Origin of the sequence: Enterococcus sp. AZ141, from assembly GCF_051714385.1 — a bacterium.
Lineage (GTDB): Bacteria > Bacillota > Bacilli > Lactobacillales > Enterococcaceae > Enterococcus_D > Enterococcus_D entomosocium.
The window spans coordinates 758,010-783,097 of record NZ_JBIORT010000001.1; the positions used below are offsets into that span (position 1 = coordinate 758,010).

General features: G+C 43.6%; 27 protein-coding genes. 3 read left to right on the plus strand and 24 right to left on the minus strand.

Annotation, left to right across the window (positions count from 1 at the left end):
* Positions 1 to 7: 7 nt before the first annotated feature.
* The 9 genes from IGI89_RS03465 to IGI89_RS03505 form a co-directional block, all read right to left on the minus strand.
* Positions 8 to 877 carry an ABC transporter permease gene (locus tag IGI89_RS03465; RefSeq protein WP_153883525.1) on the minus strand — a complete coding sequence of 290 codons (870 nt, stop codon included), beginning with the start codon at positions 875 to 877 and terminating at the stop codon, positions 8 to 10.
* 63 nt (positions 878 to 940) lie between these two features.
* A complete protein-coding gene (gene opp4B, locus IGI89_RS03470; RefSeq protein WP_005227132.1) occupies positions 941 to 1,897 on the minus strand; it encodes an oligopeptide ABC transporter permease in 957 nt (318 codons plus the stop codon).
* A complete protein-coding gene (locus IGI89_RS03475) occupies positions 1,897 to 2,841 on the minus strand; it encodes an ABC transporter ATP-binding protein (RefSeq protein ID WP_005232492.1) in 945 nt (314 codons plus the stop codon). Before IGI89_RS03475 ends, opp4B begins: the two co-directional genes overlap by 1 nt.
* Complete coding sequence (locus tag IGI89_RS03480) at positions 2,842 to 3,849, minus strand: ABC transporter ATP-binding protein (protein WP_005232494.1); 1,008 nt, start codon at positions 3,847 to 3,849, stop codon at positions 2,842 to 2,844. It abuts the gene before it with no gap.
* 322 nt (positions 3,850 to 4,171) lie between these two features.
* Positions 4,172 to 4,414 (minus strand): acyl carrier protein, encoded by a 243-nt coding sequence (gene acpP / locus IGI89_RS03485; protein ID WP_005227129.1) that lies wholly within the window; start codon positions 4,412 to 4,414, stop codon positions 4,172 to 4,174.
* Positions 4,415 to 4,524: 110 nt separating this feature from the next.
* Positions 4,525 to 5,544 carry a phosphate acyltransferase PlsX gene (gene plsX, locus IGI89_RS03490; protein ID WP_005232496.1) on the minus strand — a complete coding sequence of 340 codons (1,020 nt, stop codon included), beginning with the start codon at positions 5,542 to 5,544 and terminating at the stop codon, positions 4,525 to 4,527.
* A gap of 45 nt (positions 5,545 to 5,589) precedes the next feature.
* Entirely contained in the window at positions 5,590 to 7,656 is a 2,067-nt protein-coding gene (gene recG / locus IGI89_RS03495; protein WP_438735339.1) for an ATP-dependent DNA helicase RecG, read from the minus strand.
* Positions 7,657 to 7,733: 77 nt separating this feature from the next.
* Entirely contained in the window at positions 7,734 to 9,416 is a 1,683-nt protein-coding gene (locus tag IGI89_RS03500) for a DAK2 domain-containing protein (protein WP_005232500.1), read from the minus strand.
* A gap of 46 nt (positions 9,417 to 9,462) precedes the next feature.
* Positions 9,463 to 9,825 (minus strand): Asp23/Gls24 family envelope stress response protein, encoded by a 363-nt coding sequence (locus IGI89_RS03505; RefSeq protein WP_005227125.1) that lies wholly within the window; start codon positions 9,823 to 9,825, stop codon positions 9,463 to 9,465.
* A gap of 266 nt (positions 9,826 to 10,091) precedes the next feature.
* Here IGI89_RS03505 and rpmB point away from each other — a divergent pair, with 266 nt between their 5' ends.
* Together rpmB and IGI89_RS03515 are read left to right on the plus strand one after the other, a co-directional pair.
* Positions 10,092 to 10,280 carry a 50S ribosomal protein L28 gene (gene rpmB / locus IGI89_RS03510; protein ID WP_005232504.1) on the plus strand — a complete coding sequence of 63 codons (189 nt, stop codon included), beginning with the start codon at positions 10,092 to 10,094 and terminating at the stop codon, positions 10,278 to 10,280.
* A gap of 162 nt (positions 10,281 to 10,442) precedes the next feature.
* Positions 10,443 to 13,091, plus strand: coding sequence for a YfhO family protein (locus tag IGI89_RS03515; protein ID WP_438735340.1), 2,649 nt, complete (start codon positions 10,443 to 10,445; stop codon positions 13,089 to 13,091).
* Between the two features lie 208 nt (positions 13,092 to 13,299).
* Here IGI89_RS03515 and IGI89_RS03520 read toward each other — a convergent pair whose 3' ends face one another.
* Positions 13,300 to 14,286 carry an Rgg/GadR/MutR family transcriptional regulator gene (locus tag IGI89_RS03520; protein ID WP_034872077.1) on the minus strand — a complete coding sequence of 329 codons (987 nt, stop codon included), beginning with the start codon at positions 14,284 to 14,286 and terminating at the stop codon, positions 13,300 to 13,302.
* A gap of 302 nt (positions 14,287 to 14,588) precedes the next feature.
* Here IGI89_RS03520 and IGI89_RS03525 point away from each other — a divergent pair, with 302 nt between their 5' ends.
* Complete coding sequence (locus IGI89_RS03525) at positions 14,589 to 15,902, plus strand: MFS transporter (RefSeq protein WP_438735341.1); 1,314 nt, start codon at positions 14,589 to 14,591, stop codon at positions 15,900 to 15,902.
* Between the two features lie 57 nt (positions 15,903 to 15,959).
* Here the strand turns inward: IGI89_RS03525 and truA are convergent, their stop codons facing one another.
* From truA to rpmD, 14 genes are all read right to left on the minus strand, one after another.
* Positions 15,960 to 16,706 carry a tRNA pseudouridine(38-40) synthase TruA gene (gene truA, locus IGI89_RS03530; protein ID WP_008376361.1) on the minus strand — a complete coding sequence of 249 codons (747 nt, stop codon included), beginning with the start codon at positions 16,704 to 16,706 and terminating at the stop codon, positions 15,960 to 15,962.
* 156 nt (positions 16,707 to 16,862) lie between these two features.
* On the minus strand, positions 16,863 to 17,660 hold the full coding sequence (locus tag IGI89_RS03535) for an energy-coupling factor transporter transmembrane component T family protein (protein ID WP_016611496.1): 798 nt from the start codon (positions 17,658 to 17,660) through the stop codon (positions 16,863 to 16,865).
* Positions 17,650 to 18,516, minus strand: coding sequence for an energy-coupling factor ABC transporter ATP-binding protein (locus IGI89_RS03540; RefSeq protein ID WP_008376364.1), 867 nt, complete (start codon positions 18,514 to 18,516; stop codon positions 17,650 to 17,652). Before IGI89_RS03540 ends, IGI89_RS03535 begins: the two co-directional genes overlap by 11 nt.
* Positions 18,492 to 19,328, minus strand: a complete 837-nt coding sequence (locus IGI89_RS03545; RefSeq protein ID WP_438735342.1) for an energy-coupling factor ABC transporter ATP-binding protein — start codon at positions 19,326 to 19,328, stop codon at positions 18,492 to 18,494. Before IGI89_RS03545 ends, IGI89_RS03540 begins: the two co-directional genes overlap by 25 nt.
* A gap of 271 nt (positions 19,329 to 19,599) precedes the next feature.
* The gene (rplQ, locus tag IGI89_RS03550; protein ID WP_003128038.1) at positions 19,600 to 19,980 is read right to left on the minus strand and encodes a 50S ribosomal protein L17; all 381 of its coding nucleotides are present in this window, start codon (positions 19,978 to 19,980) and stop codon (positions 19,600 to 19,602) included.
* 70 nt (positions 19,981 to 20,050) lie between these two features.
* Complete coding sequence (locus IGI89_RS03555; protein WP_008376367.1) at positions 20,051 to 20,989, minus strand: DNA-directed RNA polymerase subunit alpha; 939 nt, start codon at positions 20,987 to 20,989, stop codon at positions 20,051 to 20,053.
* A 79-nt stretch (positions 20,990 to 21,068) separates the two neighbouring features.
* A complete protein-coding gene (gene rpsK, locus IGI89_RS03560; RefSeq protein WP_005227104.1) occupies positions 21,069 to 21,458 on the minus strand; it encodes a 30S ribosomal protein S11 in 390 nt (129 codons plus the stop codon).
* A gap of 27 nt (positions 21,459 to 21,485) precedes the next feature.
* On the minus strand, positions 21,486 to 21,851 hold the full coding sequence (rpsM, locus tag IGI89_RS03565) for a 30S ribosomal protein S13 (protein ID WP_005227102.1): 366 nt from the start codon (positions 21,849 to 21,851) through the stop codon (positions 21,486 to 21,488).
* 17 nt (positions 21,852 to 21,868) lie between these two features.
* Positions 21,869 to 21,985, minus strand: a complete 117-nt coding sequence (gene rpmJ / locus IGI89_RS03570; protein WP_002288710.1) for a 50S ribosomal protein L36 — start codon at positions 21,983 to 21,985, stop codon at positions 21,869 to 21,871.
* 32 nt (positions 21,986 to 22,017) lie between these two features.
* The gene (gene infA, locus IGI89_RS03575; RefSeq protein ID WP_002288695.1) at positions 22,018 to 22,236 is read right to left on the minus strand and encodes a translation initiation factor IF-1; all 219 of its coding nucleotides are present in this window, start codon (positions 22,234 to 22,236) and stop codon (positions 22,018 to 22,020) included.
* A gap of 188 nt (positions 22,237 to 22,424) precedes the next feature.
* Entirely contained in the window at positions 22,425 to 23,069 is a 645-nt protein-coding gene (locus IGI89_RS03580) for an adenylate kinase (RefSeq protein WP_086293755.1), read from the minus strand.
* A 60-nt stretch (positions 23,070 to 23,129) separates the two neighbouring features.
* Positions 23,130 to 24,425 carry a preprotein translocase subunit SecY gene (gene secY, locus IGI89_RS03585; protein WP_005227099.1) on the minus strand — a complete coding sequence of 432 codons (1,296 nt, stop codon included), beginning with the start codon at positions 24,423 to 24,425 and terminating at the stop codon, positions 23,130 to 23,132.
* A complete protein-coding gene (rplO, locus tag IGI89_RS03590; RefSeq protein WP_003128016.1) occupies positions 24,425 to 24,865 on the minus strand; it encodes a 50S ribosomal protein L15 in 441 nt (146 codons plus the stop codon). The genes secY and rplO overlap by 1 nt, the downstream gene beginning before the upstream one ends.
* A gap of 40 nt (positions 24,866 to 24,905) precedes the next feature.
* A complete protein-coding gene (gene rpmD, locus IGI89_RS03595; RefSeq protein ID WP_003128015.1) occupies positions 24,906 to 25,085 on the minus strand; it encodes a 50S ribosomal protein L30 in 180 nt (59 codons plus the stop codon).
* Positions 25,086 to 25,088: the final 3 nt, after the last annotated feature.

The window sequence follows — 25,088 nt, forward strand, 5'->3', positions numbered from 1 at the left end:
TCCTTGTTTATCCTAGTCGTTGACGCGCATCCGCTGAACGCTTAAATGCTTGACCAACGTAATTGATACTCAACATCAAGACTAAAATTAGAATTGATGCGGGTAACCAGATCCACTGTCTGTTGACCAGCACATCACCGCTGCTGGCATATCCGATCAGTGTTCCCAAACTTGGAACATTGGTCGGCAGACCAAAACCTAAGAATGTTAGTGTCGTTTCAATACCGATATTCGCTGCAAAGTTCATTGTTAAGTTGGTGATGATCAATGAGCTAAGGTTCGGCATGATTTCGCGGAACATGATGACAAAGTCATTGGTTCCGAGGGTTTTCGATGCACTAACATAGTCGCGACGGCCTTCTGAAAGGGTCTTACTTCGGAAGAGCCTTGCTTTTCCGACCCAGTAAAAGGCACTCATGACCCATATAAAGGTCCAAACGTTATAACGAGGTACGATCGATACGATAACGATAATGATCAACATGATCGGCAAAATCATAACGAAGTCAACGATACGCATCAAAATGTTATCAATGATGCCGCCGTAGTAACCTGAGATGATCCCTAATCCGACCCCAACGATCGACGTAATGATCGTGATTGAAAAACCAATCAAGATTGAGTTACGCGCACCGATGATCAATTGTCCCCAAACATCACGGCCACCTTCATCCGCCCCTAAAAGGTAGGTGCCGCCGTTTGGCGAAATCGCGCCAGGTACAGCGTATTTATCAAGGATGCTGACACGCATCACTTGTGATTGATCGATAACTGCCGAGCCGATAAACACGAATAATAAAACTGCGACTAACAAAACTAATGAAAAAATCGCCATTTTATCTTTTAAGAATTCGCGAAAAATCATTTTCAATCCCATAGGCGGGATGCTCTCTTGTTTTAGTACTTTTTCTTTCTTTTCAGACACATTTATCCCCTCCTATTACTGGATTCTGATTCTTGGATCGACAATACTCATGATGATATCTGACAGCAGCGTACCGATCAAGGTCGCTAGTCCTAAGATCAATGTCAGTGAAGTGATCACGGCATAGTCCCGTTGGACGATACTATCGATAAACAGTTTTCCGACACCTGGGTAGGCGAAGATTTTCTCAATGACCACAGAACCTGCGATCAATGACGTGATCTCGTAGCCCATTTGTGATGCGATCGGCAACGATGCATTCCGGAAAACGTGACGTGAGAAGACTTTGTTCGTTGGTACCCCTTTTGAACGAGCGGTACGAACGAAATCCAATGATTTCGAATCAATGACTTCACTTCGCAAGTATTGGATCGTCACTGCTGTTCCTAATAATGCAGAAGTGATTGCCGGTAATAGTAGGTGATACAAGCGACTCCAAAACTCAGCCATGCCGCTGACCCCCGGTGCAACGGAACCACCCGTTGGGAACCAAGCCAATCGGTAACCGAAGATGAACAATGCGATCAACGCAAAGATAAACAACGGTACGGCGAAACTGAAGAAGTTGTAAACAACGACGACTTTATCAAGCAATGAATTTTGGTAACGTCCTGCCCACATCCCTAAAGGAATGGCAATCACGTAAGTCAAAATGACCGTCAATAAAGATAACCACAATGTATTGCTGATACGTCCTGCTAATAATGTTGAAACAGGCAATTTAAAGATGAAGCTTTGTCCAAAGTCCCCTTTTAAGGCATTTCCGATCCAACGGAAATACTGGGTATACCATGGGTCATTCAAACCAGCGGCTTCACGCATCCGCTCAATAACAGCTGGATCTTGGTTTGGATTGATCAAACCAGTAAATGGATCCCCAGGCATTGCTTGTGCGATCAAGAAAATCAAGATACTCAAAATAATGACTTGTGGGATCATCAACAACAAACGACGTAGAATTGTTTTCCACATTATTCAGCACCCCCGTTTTTCAATGCGACTTGGTGCGACTCGGTGATTTTACGCAAGTCATACACTCTGCCAGATTCGTCGTAGTAATCTTTTTGATGGGTCACATATTCCAACTCGACCTTGCGGCGGTTTTCTTTGTGAGCATCGCGATTTTTTACGTCGATTTGAGGAATCGCTGATAATAAACGTTTTGTATAGATGTGACGCGGGTCTTGGTAGATATCTTCCCGAGTCCCGATCTCAACGAAGCGGCCTTTGTACATGATGGCGATATTGTCGCACATATGTTTTACGACCCCTAAGTCATGAGAGATAAATAAGAAACTTAAGCCGAATTCTTGCTGGATCCGTTTCATAAAGTTCAGTACCTGTGCTTGCACGGATAAGTCAAGAGCTGAAACCGGCTCATCGGCGACGATCAGTTTTGGATTGGAAGCTACCGCACGGGCAACCCCTAACCGTTGACGTTGTCCGCCAGAGAATTCATGAGGATATTTGTATAGGGCATCTTCTGGCATCCCAACGATATCCAACAAACTTTTCACACGTGTTTTCTCTTCTTGATCGCTTAAGCGTTCAAAGTTGCGCAATGGTTCTGCGATAATGTCCACCACACGTTTTTTAGGATTCAAGCTAGACATTGAATCTTGGAAAATCATTTGGACATCTTTGTTGTAGTTCATTTTCTTGCGGACAGAACGTTTAGTCACGTCTTGCCCATCATAAATGATTTCGCCGCTAGTGATTTTTTCTAACCCAACGATAGCTTTCCCAGTTGTGGATTTACCAGAACCAGACTCACCAACCAATCCGTAGGTTTTTCCTTTTTCAATGACGAAGTCCACACCATCAACGGCGTACACGTGATCCGTGACGCGGTTGAAGAATCCGCTGCGAATAGGATAGTGGACTTTCAGATCTTTGATTGTAATTAATTCTGTCATCTACACTTCTCCTTCTTCGTCTCTAAAATGAAAATGCTTGTAGCATGTGCAACGGACCAAATGATCAGGTGCTACTTCATGCAAGACTGGGTTTGCTTCGTGGTCGCTTTCAGGGATCCAAGGAATCCGTGCAGCAAACCGACAACCAGTCCGAGGCATATTTTTCAAGGAAGGAACCACCCCTTCGATCACATGCAGTTCACTGTCTTGAGAATTTTCTTGAGGGATCGAGTTAAGCAATGAGCGGGTGTATGGATGTTTCGGATTGGCAAACAACTCTTCGGCTGATGCGACTTCCACAAACTGTCCCCCATACATTACGGCTACTCGGTCGGCCATCTCTGCTACGACACCTAAATCGTGGGTGATCAAAATGATCCCCGTTTGCGTTTCTTCTTGCAAATCTTTTAGTAGATCAAGGATCTGTGCTTGGATCGTCACGTCCAACGCTGTCGTTGGCTCATCCGCAATGATGATTGGCGGTTTACAAGCAATCGCGATCGCGATGATGACCCGCTGACGCATCCCACCAGACAATTCATGAGGGTATTGACGTCCTACACGTGGCGGATTTGGAATCCCAACTTGTTCTAATAATTCTAATGCTCGTGCTTGGCGCTGTTCGGCATTCATATCTGTATGATAAGACAAACCTTCTTTGATTTGGTCTTCGATCCGCATCAACGGATTCAGTGCAGACAACGGATCTTGGAAAATCATCCCAATATCATTTCCGCGAATTTTGTTGTATAACGTTTCATTTAAGTTTGACAAGTTTAAATCTTTATATAAGATTTCCCCAGTGATTTTCGTGTTGTTTGGGTCATGTAGCCCCATGATCGTTGTAGCCAACGTACTTTTTCCGCAACCAGATTCTCCTACGATTGCTAAGATCTCATTACGATCCAGTGTAAAAGAAATACCATCTACTGCGTCATAGTAATCGTCTTTGATACGAAAACCTGTGTGAAGGTTTTGAACATCTAGTAATTGATTATCTCTGGACAATCGAATACCCCTCTCTACTTTCTAAGATGTCTTGCGTTTTAATGTAAAAAAGAAGGAACATGCATTTCATTTCCAAAAGCTTTCTTAACATTGTATAATATATTCTTAATAATTATATAGAAATGCTAACAATAATGCAAGTCCCAGAAAACTTAATACACTGAATTTTCAGAAAATTTACATTACGCTTCCAACGCCGTCATGTCAGGTTTAACGATCGTTTTTTTGATTTCGATTCTAAAGAAAAGCCGCCCAAATCACAGCGGATCAATTATGAGAAAGAAAGAGCTAAGTCATCTAGGACTTAGCTCTTATGTCTGTCTTAAGCAAGATGGCTTGAAATATAATCAACCGCTCCACCGACTGTTTCGATCTGCTCGGCATCTTCATCAGAAATCTCGGTACCAAATTCATCTTCTAGTTCAAGGACGAATTCCATCACACTGATCGAATCAGCGTTCAAGTCGTCTTTAATGCTCATCGTATCCGTTACGTTCTCTGCGTCAATTTCAAAATGATTGGCGATCACGACCGCAACTTTCTTGAATACTTCATCTCGTGTCAACTGGCTTCACCTCCACGCGTTTGCACAAAACATAGAATGGCTAACAAACATTGTACTGCTTTCTATGCTTTTTGTCTAGATTTTTTTGCAATTTCATTACAATGATTGCATTATGATTGCGTTTCGTCTTTTGCAGCCGGCATTTCTTCAAAGTGGGCGACCAATTGTGCCACGACATCTGTTGCTAGCATCGTATGGATCTGCTTGATGGTGTACGCTACCGCTTCTGGTCCTGTCGCACCATGGGTTTTGATGACTGGTGCTTTCAAACCAAACAATACGGCCCCGCCATGTTTCGCATAATCCATTTCATTTTTCACTTTCCGCAATGCATCTTTCAGTAACAATGCGCCTAATTTTCCTTTGGTACCTGAATCAAGAATCGATTGTTTCAACAACGCCATCAAGTTCAAGGCGGTTCCTTCGATCGATTTCAAAACAGCGTTCCCAGTAAAGCCATCTGTCACGACGACGTCAGCTGCACCATCCAGTAATTCCCGGGCTTCGACATTGCCGATAAAGTGGATCGTAGGATCCGCTGACAGCAGTTCAAAGGCTTTTTTCGTTAATTCACTACCTTTGGTTTCTTCCGTTCCGTTATTTAACAAGCCGACCCGTGGTCGATTGATCCCACGAACTTTTTGGGCGTAAAAGGATCCTAAGACGGCATAGTTTGCCAAATGTTCTGGTTTATTGTCGGCATTGGCACCTAGATCCAGCATATCAAAGCCAGCATCTTTGCCGATCACTGGCATTGTGGACATTAATCCTGGACGATCGATTCCTTTGATCCGACCGACGATAAACAAACCAGCCGCTAACAAGGCACCGGTATTTCCAGCTGAAAAAATCGCATCTGCTTCGCCATTTTTCACTGCTTGTGCCGCTAAGACCATTGAAGCGGTTTTTTTCCGTCTGATTGCTTTGACGGGTTCGTCATCACTATTGATTTTTTCATCTGTGTGGATGATAGTGACATTTTTATCATCCGTCATGTATTTTTTGATTTCATTTTCTTTTCCGTAAAGGAGGAATTCAATCTCTGGAAAGTCTTTTTTCGCCAGCATGACTCCTTCTACGATCGCTTTTGGGGCGTTGTCTCCGCCCATTGCATCAACAGCAATCCGCATCTCGCTGCCACTCCCTTCATTTTCCCAATCAGTATAGCATATTCTTTAATCAAAAAATTGTTTGTCTGCTTTTTTTGCTGCCAAATAGTTCGCCAATGCCGAAAATTCTGGCAACAGCTGCCAGCCGTTTTTTTGCCAAAGCTGGGTAGCTTCGACTTGTGCCACTTCTAGAATATGGGCATCCGCGACCAAATCGGCAGCCGCAAACTCTGGCAAGCCCGATTGTCGATTGCCGAAGACTTCTCCTGGCCCCCGCAACTGCAAGTCTTTTTCGCTGACTACAAAGCCGTTGGTGGTTTCTGTCATGATTTTCATTCGTTCGACCCCCGTCTCATTTTTCGGGTTCGCGATCAAAATACAGTAAGAAGCATCGGCGCCGCGTCCTACCCGTCCACGTAATTGGTGGAGCTGGGCTAATCCGAAACGATCAGCATCGATGATCAGCATCACTGTCGCATTGGGAACATTGACCCCTACTTCGATGACCGTCGTGGAAACCAAGATCTGCAGTTGATTTTCTTTGAATGCTTCCATAATAGTGTCTTTTTCTTGATTCTTCATTTTCCCGTGCAACATCCCTACTTGATAGGTTGGGGAAAAATAACTTTGCAGCTGCTCATAAATCTCCGTGGCATTCTTGACATCCAGCATTTCGGATTCTTCGATCAAAGGACAGATGACATACATCTGATGCCCTTGGGCCAATTCTTTTTGCGCCCACTCTAAGATCGATTCAAACTGCGGTGGCCGGACCCAGCGAGTCTCTACAGGAATCCGTCCTGCCGGCATCTCATCGATCACCGAAACATCCATTTCGCCATAAGCCGTGATCGCTAGCGTACGAGGGATCGGCGTGGCGGTCATAAAGAGTACATCAGGCAGATAGCCTTTTTCCCTTAAGACTTTTCGCTGATTGACCCCGAAACGGTGTTGTTCATCGGTGATGACTAAGCCAAGATGTGCAAAGTCTACCCCTTCTTGGATCAGCGTATGGGTCCCAACGATGATGTCGATCTCCCCGGCTGCTAATTGTTCTAAGATGACCCGCCGTTCTTTTGGTTTGGTCGAGCCTGTTAAAAGAGCGGTGGTCACTTCTAAGGGGTCAAAGAGTTGATTCAAGCTCTCTAGGTGCTGTTGGGCCAAAATCTCAGTTGGCACCATCAGTGCGCCCTGAAAGCCAGCCGTCATCGTAGCATAGAGGGCGATCGCCGCAACGACTGTTTTCCCGCTCCCTACATCTCCTTGCAAGAGCCGCTGCATGTGCTGCGGACTTTTCAGGTCATGGCAGATTTCATTGGTCACGCGCTTTTGCGCATTCGTCAATTCAAAGGGCAGTTTACGAGTAAATTCTTTCAAGCGTTGCACATCATAATCGATCGCCAAGCCGTTTTTCTCGGCTTTTTCGCTTTTCTTCAGTCCTTGGATCTGCATTTGGAACAAAAAAAACTCTTCAAAAATCACCCGACGCTTCGCTTGATGGCTCTCTTGGGGATCTTTGGGAAAATGCATTGCAAACATCGCGGATTTTCGATCCAACAACCGATATTTTTCGATCAATGACAAAGGCAAGATCTCCGTGATCTGATCACCAAAATCAAGAAATGCCTGTTTGATCAGTTCGATCAACACACTTTGACGCACGGCTTTATTGACATGATAAATTGGGGCAAAGTCTTCTGCGCTCTTGCTGCCGAGAATTTTCATTCCCGTCAGTCCTTTGCGTTTGGCGTCCCATTTGCCATAGACGGCGATCTCTTCTGAGACCTCTACTTTATCCTTCAAATAAGGCTGATTGAAAAAGGAGACATTAAAGACATCGTGGTCTTGCATCATGCGAAATTGCAACCGACTTTTCTTGTAACCAAAGCGATTGACGACCGGTGGGGAAACGACGATCCCCTTGATCGTTACTTTTTCTTGGTCTTGAATCTCCGCTAATTGCCGTTCTTGAATGTCTTCATAACGAAACGGGTAATACTTTAGCAGGTCTTCGATGGTTTCGATTCCTAAACTCGCCAAGTCTTGGGCGCGTTTTTCTCCGACACCCTTTAATACCGTAAGTGGCTGATTCAGCATAGGTACCCTCCTTTTCCAAAAGTGATTTTGATTCATTGCAGGGGTTCCTGCATTCATAGAAAAAGACGGAGCCAAAAATCATCTACGATTTTTGCCCCCGCCGCCTAATTTGTTTATTCTGCTGAGAAAAGATATGGATAAACCGGCTGATCTCCTTGATGGATCTCTACTTCGATCTCAGGATGCAGTTCAACGATCGCTTCTTCGATTTTCGCTGCTTCTTTGGCTTTGCCTTCTTCACCGATAATGATGGTGACGATCTCAGTATCTTCTGTGATCATTTTTTCTAAGGTAGTCATAGAAGCAGAGAAACGATCGGGAACAGAAACAACGATTTTGCCGTCCACCATTCCTAAGAAGTCGCCTTCTGTGATTTCGATGCCATCAATTGATGTATTACGAATCGCATGGGTCACTGAGCCACTGACAACACTTGCTAAGACATCAGTCATCGCTTGCTGGTTTTCAGCTAGTGTGGATTGCTCGTGGAAGGCTAGCATCGCCGTCATCCCTTGAGAGATCGTCCGTGTTTCAACAACCGCTACTGGAATCTCGGAAACTTCCGCTGCTTGCTGCGCAGCCATAAAGATATTTTTGTTGTTCGGTAATACGATCACTTGATCAGCATTGACTTCATTGATTGCCACCAAAATGTCTTCTGTACTTGGGTTCATCGTTTGGCCACCACTGATGACATAAGAAGCGCCTAGGCTAGTAAACAATTCTTTCAAGCCTTCGCCAGCCGCGATCGCGATGATCGCAAATGGTGTCCGCGGACGTTTTACTGGTGCAGTTTTTGCTTCTTGCTGATCGTGTTCCAAGATCGTTTCATGCTGAAGACGCATGTTATCGACTTTGATTTTCACCAACGAACCGAATTTTTGACCATAATTCATAACTTCGCCGGGATGTTCCGTATGGACATGGACTTTGATGATCTCATCGTCATTGACCACTAATAAGGAATCCCCTAACTCGTTTAAGTAATTACGGAATGTTTCATAATCAAATTCACTATCTACAGTCGGACCTTCACCGATCTTCACCATGATTTCTGTACAGTAACCAAAGGTGATGTCTTCTGTCGCTAAGTGCCCTTGAACGCTGCGATGATGTTCGGCATTGACCATTTCGTCCATAGCCGCTGGGGAAGGTTCGAAGATTTCATCGGCTGGGTATTCCCCAGTCAATGCATTTAAGAAGCCTTCATAGATAAACAACAATCCTTGACCGCCGCTATCTACCACGCCGACTTCTTTTAAGACGGGCAATAGATCAGGGGTTTTCGCCAATGAACGTTTTGCGCCGTGAACCACGGCTTTCATCACTTCGATACAATCATCGGTAGTTTGTGCTTTTTTCTCGCCATATTCAGCTGAGATGCGTGCCACAGTCAAGATGGTTCCTTCCACAGGTTTCATGACTGCTTTATAGGCGGTTTCTACTCCATGAGTAAAGGCTTGAGCCAATTCTGGTGCAGTGAGTGTTTCTGCGGTCGGGATAGCTTTAGAAAAACCGCGGAATAATTGAGACAAAATGACGCCGGAATTCCCACGTGCGCCCATCAATAGTCCTTTTGAAAGTGTAGCGGCAAGATCGCCGACGTTTTCTGAAGTCGCATCTGCGACAGCTTTTGCTCCACTGGTCATGGATAGATTCATGTTTGTCCCGGTGTCTCCATCTGGAACAGGAAACACATTCAATGAGTTGACAAACTCTGCATTAACTTGTAGACGAGCCGCGCCTGCCTGCACCATTTCTTGAAACTGACTTGCGCTGATATTCGTTACCTTCACTTAGATAGTCCTCCTTAAAATCATCCGCCATGAACGGATCCCTTGCCTAATCTGGCAGTACACGTACGCCTTGAACAAATACATTTACCGAGTTCGCAGATACACCTAGCATCGTTTCTAAGTTGTATTTCACTTTTTCCTGCACGTTGCGGGAAACTTCGGAAATTTTTGTTCCATAGCTAACAATCGTGTATACATCCACTGCAATGCCGTTTTCTTCTTGGCGGACAACGACACCGCGAGAATAATTTTCTTTTCGTAAAATTTCATTGATGTTATCTTTGATTTGTTTCTTGCTAGCCATACCAACAATGCCGAACACATCTGTTGCTGCGCCTCCGACCACTGTTGCAATGACTTCATTGCTGATTTCAATAATACCTGATGAGGTTTGAATTTTTACAGCCATTTTATAGCCTCCTTCAATGGGCATGACCCATCTTTCTTCTTACATATTTTATCATAGCTGTACCGCAAATAAAAGGATGAGACATATGAAAAGGGGCTTTCTGACCAAACGTCTTGCATTTCGACCTTGTTTAATTTACAATGTTTACTGGGAAAAGTCAATGTTTCTTGAAAATTACTCTTGCTTTTTTCACCTTTCTGTGATAAATTCAGATGGTATGAGCTGAAATAGCGCTCCAACATCAAGGCAAAGGAGGAAATAACCACATGGCTAAAGTTTGTTACTTTACTGGACGTAAAACTGCAAGTGGAAACAATCGTTCTCACGCAATGAATGCGACAAAACGTACTGTGAAACCTAACTTGCAAAAAGTTCGCGTTATGATTGACGGAAAACCTAAAAAAGTTTGGGTGTCAACTCGTGCTTTGAAATCTGGAAAAGTTGAGCGCGTATAATTAGACCTTTTCGGCCGTTCGTTTTGAACGGCTTTTTTTGTACCCTTTTTTCTTTGGTGCGCTTTCACTTAGGTTTTCATTAAAGAAAATAGGTCTTTGTTTTTTTAATCGATTCACCTGTGGTAAACTAAGAAAAAATTGATAAAGAACAGGTGACTTCTTGTGACGAAAATAAAAACATTTGCCAAACAACATTGGCCTTATATGCTTGCTAGTTTCTTCTTGCCGTTTCTTATCATGGCAGTGATCTATTTGACCATCGGTATCTACCCCGGCAGCAGCCGCAGTGTCTTAGCCAGTGATGCCTTTTCGCAATTCTCAAACTTTCATGCCAGCTTTCGCAATATGCTCTTAGGCAAGCAAAGTATCTTTTATACATGGAACGCCTCTTTAGGCTTAAATTATCTGGCATTGATCTCCTATTATTTAGGGGGAATCTTCACTCCCCTCGTCTTATTTTTCCCAAATCAGCTAATGCCAGATGCGCTGTACTTTTTAACCTTGATCAAAATCGGCAGTGCGGGCTTGGCGTTTTGGTTCTATGCCAGCCAAACCTTTAAGATCCAACGTTGGCAGCATGTGACCTTAGCCGTCTGTTATGCCTTGATGTCCTTCATCACCGCCCATTCGGAACTGATCATGTGGCTTGATGCCATGATCTATCTACCGCTAGTGATTTTAGGTATTGACCGGTTAGTGAAAAAGAAAAAAACAGTCGTGTTATTTATCAGTTATCTGCTGTTATTTTTATCCAGTTTTTACATGGGCTTTATGATCGGTCTCTTTTCCGTGATGTATTTCTTGGTTCAATTGGGTCGCAACTGGAAGCAAGCTCGGGGGGCGATCATTCCTTACGGCATCACCTCTTTGTTAGCTGGCGGCGCCTCAATGGTGATCATCTTACCTGCCTTATTAGATTTGCGGTCGAACGGGGAAGAATTGACGACGATTTCTTCCTTTAAAACCGAAGCCACCGATGTCTTTGATCTCGTGATGAAAAACATGATCGGTGTTTACGATACGACAAAATACGGCTCCATTCCCTTCATCTATATCGGCTTATTGCCGTTGCTGTTGTGTATTTTATATTTTGTTTCGAAGAAAATCCGCTTGAAGGATAAATTCTTATACGCTGGCATGTTTGCTGTTTTGATCGCCAGTTTTTATATCGTGCCGATGAATCTTTTTTGGCACGGGATGCATGCCCCAAATATGTTCCTTTTCCGCTATGCCTATTTGTTCTCCTTCTTAGTGATCATGCTGGCGGGATACGGATGGGAGCAACTGCAGCAAAAAGATCGCGGATTGTTTCTCATTATTGGTCTTTCTATGATCGTGGTATTTGCCCTCTCCTACGCATTGAAAGGAGCCGGAACCTATGAATATGTTTCCGCTACTTCCTTTGCGCTAACGATCGTATTCTTTGTTCTTTACTTGTTATGTATTGGGTTCGGGCAATTAGGTCTTTTAACACAAAAACGAGTGACGATCTTGATGCTGATCTTCGTCTGCGGAGAAATGGCCGTCAATACGAGCGGCATGGTTCGCGGAATTTTGAATGATTGGAACTATGCTTCTCGCAGTTTGTATACAGAACCTTATCCGGACATCAAAAAACTAGTCACTCAAGCCAACGAAGACAATGATACCTTTTTCCGATTAGAAAACCTTGATCCTGTTTCTTCCAACGACAGTATCAATTATGGCTACAGCGGGGTCAGCATGTTTTCTTCAATTCGTAACCGCAATTCCTCAAGCTACCTGGATAAGCTGGGCTTTCGGTCTCGCGGCACCAATTTAAATATCCGCTATCCGAATAATACCTTGCTGATGGATGCTTTTACAGGAATCAAATACAATATCTCCAAGCCAAATCTCACCAAATACGGCTTTCAACGAGTCGGAGAATCTGGTGAATACAAGCTCTATGAAAATCAAAATGCGTTACCGCTAGGTTTCTTGGCTGAACCGACCATCGAATCGATTGAACAGCCGCAAAACGACAACTTGACGAGCCAGAAAAATCTTTTCAATGGCTTGGCCGATTTAAATTTAGAGTATTTTGCCTTTCAGCCGATCACGGTGATCCATAGTAAAAATACAGATATCACCAATGACGGCATGTATATGAAATTTACCGAACAAGAAAGCAATGTCGCAAAAGAAGTGACTTGGCAAGTGGAGGTTCCAGCGAACTCGCAAGCATACTTGAGTCTCTTCCCTGCCAACTTTGGGGAATTGGAAAGCTCATCTGCCACCGTGACAGTCAACGGTCAGCAGCGAGAAACGCAAATCAGTATCAACGGTCAATACTACGACTTAGGACATTATGAGACCGATACGACGGTTCAATTCACCGTCAGCTTCTACGGAACGCCTGAAATCTCCTTCCAAAACCCGCAAGTCGTGACCTTGGATACCAACGCCTACCAACAAGCAATTGATGCGATCCAAGAACGAGGGGTCGCTATGACGGTCGGCAAACGCAGTGCCAAAGCCGACATCACGACTGAAAAAGAGCAGCAGCTTGTAACAACCATCCCTTATGACAAGGGCTGGACTGCTACGCTTGACGGCAAAGAAGTCCCAATCACGGCCTTTCAAGATGGCTTTATCAGTGTGACGATCCCAAGTGGCACCCATCACTTGGAACTCTCCTTCTTGCCGCAAGGCTTTGTTATCGGTGTTTGCTTGTTCTTTGGCTGCATCGCATTGTTTATCTTGTTTGCTTGGTTTTACCAGAAACAAGTAGCCAAAAAGCAAGTCTTGGACAACCAACGCCAACTCATGGATCAACCACCAGAAACCTAATCGAAAAAGAACCAACTCGTCTTTTTGAGGCGATCTCCTTAAGTTAGAGCAAAAGCTGACTTATGGGTGTCGCTCAATGATCGGTGAGTTTGGTTCTTTTTTGTGCTCAGGTTCCGCAGTTGTTCGCTCTAGTGGTCTTAGCATCCATTACCCGCTAGATCCCCTTCGATTCGGGGAGCAATGCCTAGCCCGTTAGCCCTTAGAGCGTTTAGCGAAACATAAGATAACTGTTGGGTTCTTCCGCATTTTTCTTGATGGAGTGCAACGATCGCTCCCATAATTTAACCATTTTGGTTTGTTTTAAGACGCGAAAGATCGAAAGCCCTTGATCGATTTTCAACAGTCCTTTTTCTTGATCGCCATAAATATACCAGTACCATCCTTGATAGCAAAGAAGATGCGTACTGTTTAGCATGTCTCCGCGATCTGCCAATAATTCCTCTGCAATGGTCAACACCTCTTTTGCCCACTCCAGGCGGCGAAAATTGACAAACGTCGTAAAACAACTAAAAATCAAATCCATTTGAATTTCTCGCATCAAGGACAAACCTTGTTCTTTTTTTGTGCGAGAGATAGCGATCTGCAGTAAGTGATAGGAGGTTTCGACAGGAAACAAGAATTGAAAATAACGAAACAGCAAAATCTCATAAACGCCCCAGTTGTCTACTTTCGTAAGGTAGGAAATGACGGGGCGGGTTTTGGTGCGTAGCTTTTCCATATAGTCGCCAGAAGAGTGATCGGGTTTAGGACCTGAGAGATTGATTTCATGTATCTCCTTTGTGATCTCAAGGTACAGAAAAACAAAAGAATGCTGTTTGGAAGCGGCGATCAGTTCGCTACGCATTTCCTCCAGCCCTTCTTTGCTTCTCTGGGCGTGGGCGTTACTCAAATAAGCTTCTTTGTTGATCCCTAAAATTCGATCCAGTAAATCCATAAATTCGCTCGTCATATAGCTGGGAAAGCTCATCAGGTTGTCGTGACCTTTTACGCCCTTTTGTTGCGCACGCAAATAATAAAACTCCTCCACTGTGACATGGATATTTTCTAATAAGCGTTCCAATCGATGAATACTGATACTTGAAGCACCTTGCTCAAATTTACTGATAAACGAGCGACTGTTTTGTTCATCCGCCACTTGAGCGATCGTATAGCCGCGCTCTTTGCGCAATTGTCGGTACAGTTTTCCTTCTTCCATAACCATCCTCCTCACAACGATCGGTCTACAAACACCAAACCAATCCCACTTCACGAATGAAGCTCCGCAATTAAATTTTCCTGTTCTAGATTCAAATTTAGATTCAAACCTATAAAATGTTGAGGAACAAAATCTGCGGCACCTTATTTACATGCCACTCTTTTAGCTGTTAACCACTCGTGACAGTAACCTCTGGTACGCTCCTGGTACATTTAAATTCCACTATAGTGGATTATTTTCTCTTCTTAGTATAAAGCATCCTATACTGATTTTACAACGTAGAACGTGAAAGGATGATTTCGATGAAAGAATATCAACAAAACAACGGCTATCGTGCCTTAGTCAACGCCGCCTTACTCAGCGGTATCGGCATGAGTTTATTTAATATCGTCTTTGTAGTTTATGCCAGTACTTTACCCTTTAATGCCCTTGCTGTTTCCTTAGCCTCCATGGCACTGCTGATCCCTGATCTCTTACGGATCCTGACCGGCTATCTAGCCGATCGTACCAAAAACAAAGTGCAATGGATGATCAGCAGTCGACTATTACAAGGAGTCCTTTTCGTGGCACTCGCTTTTTTGATCCAACTGCCGCCTAGTTTATGGTCTTTCTTCCTTTTGCTAGGCATCAACATTGTATCTGATTGTTTGGGCGCTTATTGTTCTGGGTTACAGCTGCCCTATGTTCGCCGTCTTGTGCCTGCTGATTCCTTAGACAGTGCCATGGGCTTTCAAATGGCGTGTCAAACCACCGTTCAAATCGTCTTTCAAGGCATCGGTGCTTGGGGGATCATTTTACTGAATAATAACTTTGCGGCTTTTGGTTTGATCAATGCCGTGACGTTTTTCTTAGCCGCGATCGTGATCTTCCTGAACCGCTCGCTCTTCTATGCGGTGCCAGGGAAAATCAATCAAGCAGCAACACCACTCTTTCAGAATTTCTCGGATACTTTTAAATTATTGACTGGTACGGCTTTTCTTAAAAAGATGATCCTCTTTGCCTTACTGATCAATACCTTAGCTGCTAGTACGAGCGGTCTACTAAATCTCCAGCTGTTGGATGACCTTGCGCTTTGGTTTGCCACTTATGGCAACACCGTTGCGATGGCAGGCATCGCTACTTCGATCGGTATGGTCGCTGGCGCCTTGTTTGCTGCCGACTGGTTCAAGAATACCGGTCTAGTTCGCTTGATTGCGTATACCTCTTTCGTTTTATGTCTGTTGACCTTGAATTTTCTCTTCCTGCATAACCGTTGGCTCATGATTGCGCTGCTCTTTGCTGAAGGCTATCTGATTGGAAAAATCAATCCTCGTTTTTCGGCACATCTGATTCGTGAGATTGATGAAGAACATCTCGCCATCAGCAGCGGGATCTTTTCCACCATTGTGATGCTAGGGGGACCTGTCGGACAAATGGTCTTTTTAGGCATCGGCAATCGCTATCACGTTGCTTGGAGCTGGCTGCTTTACTTGCTTTTCGCATTTTTGGTAGCCATCGCCGCCTTAGTCGCTGCCGGTACCTTGGAAAAAACACCCACCACTGCTACGCCTAAAATCGCTGCGGAAAGGACTGAAGATTGGCAAGAAACCACCTCTGTTTTACCTGAGAAAAAATAAAAACACAAGCTTTCGCTATCTCTTGTTGTGTAAGAGCAGCGAAGCTTGTGTTTTTCCTTATTCATAAGCAACATGAACCAAATACAATCCTTCTGGATGAGCCGTGGGACCTGCCGCATTTCGGTCTTTTTGCGCAATGATTGCAGGAATGCTGTCAGGTGCGATCCGTCCATTGCCGATTTTCAGCAATGTGCCCACCATGATCCGGATCATCTTGTACAAAAATCCATCGCCGCGAAAGGTAAAAATTAACTCATCTCCAGCGTCATTGACCGCCATGGACGCCTCATGGATCGTCCGCGTCTTGTCATCGACTGAACTGCCCGTCGCACAAAAACTGGTAAAGTCATGGGTGCCTAAAAAATCTGGCAACGCCCGTTGGATTTTTTCCAAATCTAGCGGATACGGATAATAACTTGCATAATGACGGCGGAAAGGACTGCGGGGCTTCCCAATGTCTACCCGAAACTGGTAGGTTTTTTCAATGACTAAGTAGCGGGCATGGAAGGTATCGTCAACGATCTCCACCGATTTTACCGCAACATCTTCTGGCGTTTGGGTATCTAAACCAAAGCGCATTTTTTCCAGTGGGCGCTTTTGAGGGAAATCGAAGTGGATCACTTGCCCTTGCGCATGGACACCCGCATCGGTGCGGCCAGAGCCATGAATCTGAATCGGCTGACCATTGTTCATCTTCGTTAATGTCTTTTCAATCTCTTCTTGAACCGTTCGTCCATTGGGTTGACGTTGAAATCCTTGAAAATTCGTGCCATCATAAGCGATTGTCGCTTTATAGCGGACCATTGAATCACCTGTTTCTTTCTATTTTTTTCAAAAAAAGGCCTATGAGAAAAGTCTGATCGGTCGACAGGTCTTTTCGAACCAGCCGCTGGGATTGCCAGCAGCCTCGTTGCTTCGTTAAGAACCTTTCGTGGGTTGACTTCAATCATAGGTCTTCGTTTATCCTCTTAAGAACACTAATGCTACTGTAAAGAGCGCAAAAACGATGACAACCAATGTGTCCCGTTGATGCCAGTGCAAAATACGATACTTGGTACGCCCTTCGCCGCCTTGATAGCCTCTGGCTTCCATAGCGGTAGCTAGATCTTCCGCACGGTTAAAGCTGCTGACAAATAAAGGAATCAATAAAGGAACGATCGCCTTCATCTTCTGCAACAGTCCCCCTTCGCCGAAATCGACCCCGCGGGCACGCTGGGCGTTCATGATTTTTTCTGTTTCATCCATCAAGGTTGGCACAAAGCGCAACGCAATCGACAGCATCAGTGAGATTTCATGGACAGGGAAACGGATCGCTTTTAAAGGACGCAAAATGTATTCGATCGCATCTGAAAGCTCTAATGGGGGCGTCGTTAACGTCAAGAGCGTCGACATGAAAATGATCAAAACAAAACGACAAAAAATAAAGATCCCGTTTTGGACACCATATTCTGTGATGTTAAAGATCCACCAAGACCAATAGACGTCACCGCCGGTAGTAAACAAAATCTGTAACGCCACGGTAAACAAAATCAGCCAAATCAACGGTCGAACGCCTCGAATAAAGAAGCCAAAATCGATTTTTGAAAAGGAGATACAAAAGAGCGTAAAAGCACCCGCTAATAAATAGCTTTGCCAATTATTCGCCAAAAAGATAATCGCAATAAAATAAAAACTAGCAATCAATTTGACTCGTGGATCTAAACGGTGGATCAAGGAGTCTCCGGGAATAAAACGACCGAAAATCAGTTTATTCATCATGGGCAGTCGCCCCCTTTGCTACTAAAACATCTGCCAGCTCATCAGCTGTTAGTGGTAACTGCTCAAATGCCAGTCCTCTGGCTTGTAGTTGTTCCGCAAATGCGGTTGCTGTCGGTACCCCCAACTGCTTTTCTTGCAGCCAAGCAGTATCTTGAAACACAACGGACGGCGTGCCGGCTTTGACGAGACGTCCCTTTTCTAACACATAGACATAATCAGCATAGTTCGCCACATCATCCATCAAGTGGGTCACTAAAATGATCGTCATGTTCTTTTCCCGATGCAGGCGATCAAACATTTCCATCATCTCTTTGCGTCCTTGTGGATCTAAGCCAGCTGTCGGCTCATCTAAGACCAAAACTTCTGGTTCCATAGCTAAGACTCCAGCAATCGCTACACGGCGCATTTGGCCCCCTGAAAGGTCAAATGGTGAACGTTCCAGAAAACTTTCATCTAAACCTACCAATTGAATGTATTCTTGGGCTAAACCTTTGGCTTCTTCTTCGGAGATGCCAAAGTTTTTCGGTCCAAAAGCGATATCTCTCGCAACGGTTTCTTCAAATAATTGGGATTCAGGAAATTGAAAAACGATCCCGACTTTTTTACGTAACGGTTTTAGATTTTTGTTGTCTGACTCGGGTTTGATGACTCGCTCACCGATCGTGACCGTTCCAGTCGTTGGTTTTAATAATGCATTCAAGTGCTGCAGCAACGTAGATTTTCCGCTACCCGTATGACCGACTAAGGCGGTATAAGAGCCTTCTTTGATCTCTAAATCGATATCGAACAAAACCCGTTGTTCAAACGGAGAATGCGGTTGGTAGGTGAATCCTACTTGTTCAAAACGGATGTCCATAGCCAATCCACCATCCCTTCTTCAGTTAAGTACGCTTGTGGTACCGTGACGCCCCGCTGTTTTAGTGCCGCCTTTAATTTTTCAGGAAACGGCAGATCTAAGCCTAGCTCAATCAGTTCCGGACCTGCAGAAAAAATCTCTGCTGGTGTCCCTTCGCGGACGAGCTCTCCTTGACGCATCACCAGCACCCGATTGGCGTTAGCTGCTTCATCAATATCATGGGTGATCGATAGCACGGTCAAATTGTTTTTCTCTTTGATTTTTTTGATCGTTGCGATCACTTCTTCACGGCCTTCTGGATCTAGCATACTAGTGGCTTCATCAAGAATGATGATATCCGGGCGCAGTGCAACGACACCGGCAATGGCTACCCGCTGTTTTTGACCACCAGAAAGGCGCGCGGGTTCCCGGGTCGCAAACTCGCTCATCCGTACTTGTTCCAGAGCGTCTTTGACACGAACCAGCATTTCTTCTCGCGGGATTCCTTGATTTTCTAAACCGAAAGCCACATCATCTTCCACCGTCGAACCAACGAATTGATTGTCAGGGTTTTGAAAGACCATACCGACCATTTTTCGAAAATTCCAGATATTTTCTTCATTCAAAGGCAATTCGCCGACAGAAACACTGCCTTCTTGTGGCAAGATCAAGCCATTGATGGTTTTTGCTAAAGTTGATTTTCCAGAGCCGTTATGGCCGATCAACGCCACCCATTCCCCTTTGTTGATGGAAAAGGATACGTTATTTAACGCGGCACGCTCTTCTTCGCTATAACGCACAGTAATAGCATTCAATTCAATGATTGGCTTCATGATAGACTCCTTCATTTGCGATTAATTCTTTCTAACACTACCAAAAAAGCGCACGTTTTTCAATGATTCACGCACGATTTGTCTCCAGATCTTTTTTTCACTTGCCATTACCTGTCTTGACAGGTAATCGAAAGTAAAAAAAAAGCACTTTATGATGAGTGCGTACACCTCGAAATACATCGAGGTGTAGGCGCTGAGCTAGACTCGGAAAGTTTCTTCCAACATCATAACACTCTTAGTAAACATCTATAAAGTGATGATAAGTGTGATTTTAAACAAGTTCTAGGATAACCATTGGTGCAGCATCTCCGCGTCTTGGTTCTGTTTTCAAGATACGAGTATATCCACCTTGGCGATCTGTGTAACGAGGAGCGATATCATTGAATAATTTTTGTAATGCTGATTCAATAACTACTTCTTCGTTTTCTTCACGTACACTTGCAACTTCATTACGAACGAATGCTGCTGCTTGACGACGTGCATGCAAATCACCACGTTTACCTAAAGTGATCATTTTTTCTGCAGTTGAACGAACTTCTTTCGCACGAGCTTCAGTCGTAACGATACGTTCGTTAATGAATAAATCAGTTGTCAAATCACGCAACATCGCTTTACGTTGGCTAGATGTGCGTCCTAGTTTACGATAACTCACGTGGTTTCCCTCCTTCACTTTCGAATGTTGTATCGGTCAGACGAACCGAACTAACGTAATCGAAAACGGTTTAATCGTCTTTACGTAGTCCTAAACCTAAATCATGTAATTTCACTTTGACCTCTTCAAGAGATTTACGGCCTAAGTTTCTTACTTTGATCATTTCTGGTTCAGATTTGTTTGTCAATTCTTGTACAGTATTGATTCCTGCACGTTTTAGACAGTTGTATGAACGAACAGATAAGTCTAATTCTTCGATCGTCATTTCCAACATTTTTTCTTTTTGTGTTTCTTCTTTTTCAACCATGATTTCAGCGTTTTTCGCTTCATCAGTTAGGTTAACAAAGATGTCTAAATGTTCAGTCATGATCTTCGCAGACAAACTCATTGCTTCCAATGGTTCGATTGAGCCATCAGTCCATATTTCCATCGTTAATTTGTCGAAATCATCCCGACGACCGACACGTGTGTTTTCTACTTGGTAGTTGACACGACGTACTGGTGTATAGATTGAATCGACTGGAAGAACGCCGATTGGCATGTCTTCTTTTTTGTTTTCGTCCGCTTGAACGTAGCCGCGGCCAGGTTTCACTGTTAAGCGAGCATGGAACGTAGCACCTTCAGAAACGGTACAGATATACATATCTTTGTTAAGGATTTCTACATCACTATCAACGATGATATCGCCAGCAGTTACTGTAGCAGGTCCTGAAATATCAATTTCAAGGGTCTTTTCTTCATCCCCGTACATTTTCAATGCAAGACCTTTAATATTCAAGATGATTTGAGCAACGTCTTCCCGAACACCCTTAACAGTTGAGAATTCGTGTAAAACTCCATCGATTTGAATATTGGTGATTGCCGCACCAGGTAAAGAAGATAATAAAATACGACGTAGGGAATTTCCTAGTGTAGTTCCGTAGCCTCTTTCAAGAGGTTCCACGATGAACTTGCCATAATCTTTGTCTTCATCAATCTTTGCGATTCTTGGTTTTTCGAATTCAATCATTCTTATCTATTACCCCTTTCAAAACGAAAAGTGTCTTGTTCAATGACGTATTTGTTACACTCAAAATGAGCAGCACTCATTAAACACGACGGCGTTTTGGAGGGCGGCATCCATTATGAGGGACTGGAGTCACGTCACGGATCGCACTCACTTCCAAACCTGCTGCTTGTAATGAACGAATTGCTGCTTCACGTCCAGAACCAGGTCCTTTAACTGTTACTTCAACAGTTCTTAATCCGTGTTCCATTGCTGCTTTGGTAGCTGTTTCTGCTGCCATTTGAGCGGCAAAAGGAGTAGATTTTTTGCTTCCTTTGAAACCTAATGAACCAGCTGATGACCATGCTAATGCATTACCATGAGTATCAGTGATCATTACGATTGTATTATTGAATGTTGAGTGAATATGTGCAATACCCGCTTCAATATTCTTTTTCACACGGCGTTTACGACTCACTTTTTTTGCTGCCATGAAGTTTTAACCTCCTTCACTTAGGAATTATTTTTTCTTGCCTGCGACTGTTTTAGACGGGCCTTTACGAGTACGTGCATTGTTTTTCGTGTTTTGTCCACGAACTGGCAATCCACGGCGATGACGGATCCCACGGTAAGAACCGATTTCCATCAATCGTTTGATGTTTAAGTTCACTTCACGACGAAGGTCACCTTCAACTTTTAATTTATCAACTTCTGCACGGATAGCATCTGTTTGTTCATTCGTTAAATCACGAACACGAACTTCTTCAGACACGCCAGCGTCAGCTAAAATTTGTTTTGCAGTCGTGTTACCAATACCATAGATATAAGTAAGTGAAACGACCACACGTTTATCACGAGGAATATCTACTCCTGCAATACGAGCCATATTTGTTACACCTCCGATTATCCTTGACGTTGTTTATGTTTTGGATTTGCTGGGCAAATCACCATAACGCGTCCTTTACGACGAATTACTTTACAATGTTCGCACATTGGTTTTACTGATGGTCTTACTTTCATGATAATACCTCCTGTGGTTTTACGGAGTACAATTATTTAAAGCGATAAGTAATGCGGCCACGGTTCAGATCATACGGGGATAATTCCACCGTTACTTTGTCTCCAGGTAAAATACGAATGTAGTGCATCCGGATCTTACCAGAAACGGTCGCTAGAACTTGGTGTCCGTTTTCCAATTCTACTTTAAACATTGCATTCGGCAAAGTTTCGACGACTGTACCTTCGACTTCAATCATATCTTCTTTTGCCACGCACAGTACCTCCTTGTACTTGTGATTTTCACACGATAAAATGGCGGAAACTCGGTTCCCACCTGATATTCTCAAACTATGCTCCTACTTAATAAAAAGTAGAAGTCGGACTGACATATTCTATCATATCCTGTCAAAGATTTCAAGAGAAAGTTTTAAGCTGCAAGTTGGACTCGGGCAATCTATGATTAGTCAATGATCTTTTGAACATCTTCGAATACAGCGTCGATGTCGCGATCCCCATCAATCGATTGCAATAACCCTTTGTCTTTGTAATAAGTCAAAATTGGTTCACTGCTTTTGATATTGACAGCTAGACGATTTTTGACCGTCTCAGGCTTATCATCTTCACGCTGGTAGAAGTCATGACTTCCACAACGATCACATGTTCCTTCCTCTTTGGGAGGATTGAACAATTTATGATAAGTTGCCCCACAATTGCGGCACATGAAGCGGCCGGCTAAACGTTCTACAAGAACTTCTTCAGGAACATGAATATCAATAACGGCATCAAGTTTTTTGTTAAGGTCAGCTAGCATCTCATCTAACGCTTTTGCTTGATCCAAAGTACGAGGAAAACCATCTAATAAGAAACCTTTCTCGGTATCAGGTTCAGCTAAACGTTCTTTAACGATCCCATTTGTAACCTCATCAGGAACTAATGCGCCTTGATCCATGTATGATTTTGCTTTAAGGCCTAGTTCTGTTTCGTTCGCCATCGCAGCCCGAAACATATCGCCTGTTGAAATATGAGGAAGACCGTATACAGCAACGATACGTTCTGCCTGAGTACCTTTTCCAGCACCAGGTAATCCCATTAAAATGAAGTTCATTCTAATTCCTCCTGTAAGTTTTTGAATAGTGTTGAGGAAATCCTCAACACTTCAATAACTTTAATTGATGAAACCAGTATATTTCCGTTTCAGCATAAGCCCTTCTAACTGCTTGGCAGTATCAAGTGCCACACCGATAATGATCAATAGACTCGTTCCACCTAGTCCGATCGATTGCGGTAAATTCCAAGCCATCTGAGCGATGATTGGAAGTAAAGCAACCAATCCTAAAAAGATCGATCCAACCGTGCTTAATCGCATCAACAAACGCGATACATATTCTTCTGTTCCTTTACCAGGACGCACACTCGGAATGTAACTTCCTTGTTTTTGCAAGTTTTCCGCTAATTTCTCAGGGTTCACTTGAACAAATGCGTAGAAGAAGGTAAACGCAACAATCAAGACAGTGTAGATGATCGCACCCGGTACAGTGTTGTAACTAAAGATCGTTTGCACCACTTCGTACCAAGTTTCTCCTCTATATGAACTACCTAATGCTTGAATGATCGCATTTGGTGTTGTAATAAAAGAACTGGCAAAGATAACTGGGATAACCCCGGCAGCATTTACTTTCAAAGGAAGGTAACTGCTGGTAGGCGCTCCTGCTACCCGTTTTGTATATTGGATCGGAATCTTGCGTTCTGCCTGTTGAACATACGTTACTAAAGTAATGACGATCAACACAGCGATCACAAGCAGCGCCATAAAGATAGCATTTAGCCAGATATCCGATTGATCCACGTTAATGAAGTAATCTTCAATCAATTCTTTGATGCTTGCTGGTAAGCGTGAAATGATCCCCGCAAAGATGATCATTGACACACCGTTTCCGATACCACGCTCGGTGATCTGCTCTCCTAACCAAGTGACTAACATCGTTCCGGCTGTTAAAATCAGTCCGATCACGATATAGGTTGCCATATTAGGATTGTTTACAAACCCGAGTTGAGTGTAATAGTTAAATCCAGCCGTTAATGTCATGGATTGGACAAAGCCTAATACCAACGTCAAGTAACGTGTTGCCTGATTTAATTTCTTACGACCCACTTCACCTTGTTTCGACCATTCAACAAATTTAGGGACGATATCCATCTGCAACAACTGAATGACAATTGAGGCAGTGATGTAAGGCGAAACCCCCATCGAGAAAATCGAAAATTGTTGCATGGCGCCACCACTTACCAAATTCAACATGTTTAAAAATGGTAGATCCGCGATGGTATTTAGGCGACTTGCGTCTACGCCTGGCACAGTAATATGTGTTCCCAGACGAAAGACAAACAAGATTAAGACGGTGAACAATATTCTGGATCTAATATCCTTAACCTTAAAGGCATCCTTCAATAGTCTGATCATTAGATCACCTCGATTGATCCACCAGCAGCAACGATTGCTTCTTCAGCTGCTTTTGAGAATTTAGCTGCTTTCACAGTCAATTTCTTCGTTAATTCTCCGTTAGCTAATACTTTGATTCCAGCTTTTTCGTCTTTGACGATTCCAGCTTCGTGTAAAGCAACAGGTGTTACTTCAGCACCGTCTTCAAAGCGGTTCAAGACATCAAGATTGATGACTGCATATTCTTTGCGGTTCACATTTGTAAAGCCACGTTTTGGTAAACGACGGAACAATGGTGTTTGTCCACCTTCGAATCCTAGACGTACTCCGCCGCCTGAACGAGCTTTTTGACCTTTTTGTCCACGTCCAGCTGTTTTACCGTTACCAGATGAAGTTCCTCGTCCGACACGGTTACGTACTTGGCGTGAGCCTTCTGATGGTTTTAATTCATGAAGTTTCATAGGTTTGGCACCTCCTTAATCAAACTAGATCTGCTGATCCTTAGACCTCTTCAACGTCCACTAAGTGAGAAACAGTGTTAACCATGCCTTTGATTGCATCATTAGCAGGTTTTACAACTGTTGAATTCAACTTTGTAAGACCTAACGCTTTTACAGTATCACGTTGGTTTTGGGGACGTCCGATAATACTGCGTTTTAAAGTAATTTTCAATTCAGCCATTAT